Below are 1,231 nucleotides of genomic sequence, written 5' to 3'. Positions count from 1 at the left end.
GGTCTGTTGTTGTTGGGGCTGTGGACCCTGGGGGCAACGCGCAGCGTTGTCCCCAAGTCCACGGCCTTTGCGTTTAGGGCGTCGCAGTTCGTCTGCATGGTGAGCGATGGTGCCGAGCGTGATCGGGCCGTAGCTGACGATCCAGCCATCTTCAGCTTCAGCCAGGCCGACCGGCTCACCCGCCAGAGCTGCGGTGATGTAGATGAACTTGCCGTCGAGTTTGATCTCTCCGTTGTGCCGAACCCGGCGCACCTCCCGATCTCCATACTCCGGCGAGCGCAGGATGCCGTCGAAGCGTCGCGGTGAAGCTCGATAGCGCTCGGCCGGCGTCGCATCGTCGAGTGACTGGTGCGGACGTTCTTCGTTGTAGAGCCGCTGGAAGCTGCGTAGTCGCTTCAGTTGTTCGCGCATGCTGTGCGCCGGCGGATTGGCCACATCCTGCAACAGAGTGAGATGCAGGCGCTCGTGACGGCCGTTCTGCTGCGGCTTGCCCGGGGCAATGCGTTCCGGCGTCACGCCGGCCTTGATCAGTTTCACCGACAGTTGCGACAGCCCGCCCGCGCCGGTCGACGCAAAGGGAGAGCCGTTGTCCGACCGCAGGTAACGGGGCAGCCCGAACTCGCGGAAGGCCGCATCCAGCACCGGCCAGACATGGTCGGTATCCGTCCGGGAGAGGGCCTGGCAGCGCAACAGGTAGCGGCTATGAGCGTCGGTCAACGTCAGCGGTTCACACCGCTTGCCGTCGCCGGTCAGGAACCAACCCTTGAAGTCGATGCACCAGACGTCGTTGGCGGCCTCGCAACCGGCAAACGGCGCACTCGATGGCGGGCTACGCCGGCGCAGCTTGCGCTTCACCGTCAACCCCTCGCGGTCGAACAGCTCCCCGATCGTGCTCGTCGCCGGCCAAGCCGTTTTGGGCGCGGCGCGCTTCAAATAGGCCCGAACCTTCCTCGGCCCCCAGGTCGGATGTGCCCGACGCACCTCGAGGCAGCGCTCCGCGACCTTCGGGACAATTGCTTGCGGATGATGCGCCGGCGCTCGCGAACGGTCGAGCAGACCGGCAACCCCTTCCTCTTCGAAGCGCGCCAGCCACTTGTATCCAATCCGGCGGCTTACATCGAACCGCCGGCAGATCGCGGCAAACGACTCCTCGCCCTTCTCAACCGCCACCATAAAGCGCATCCGCTCTTCCACGGCACAGGTCTCCTTCCAACCCATCGGCAGGGTCCTC

Annotated in this window: 1 protein-coding gene; it reads right to left on the bottom strand. The window is 65.2% G+C overall.

Annotation, left to right across the window (positions count from 1 at the left end; translation table 11 throughout):
- Nucleotides 1–1,194: integrase core domain-containing protein (locus tag QY049_RS38875; RefSeq protein WP_258762484.1), on the bottom strand; the 1,194-nt coding region annotated here is incomplete at its 3' end.
- Nucleotides 1,195–1,231 lie beyond the last annotated feature (37 nt).

The organism is Bradyrhizobium sp. WYCCWR 13022 (assembly GCF_030435535.1).
GTDB lineage: Bacteria > Pseudomonadota > Alphaproteobacteria > Rhizobiales > Xanthobacteraceae > Bradyrhizobium.
This window is presented reverse-complemented; position numbering and strand designations above follow the sequence as displayed.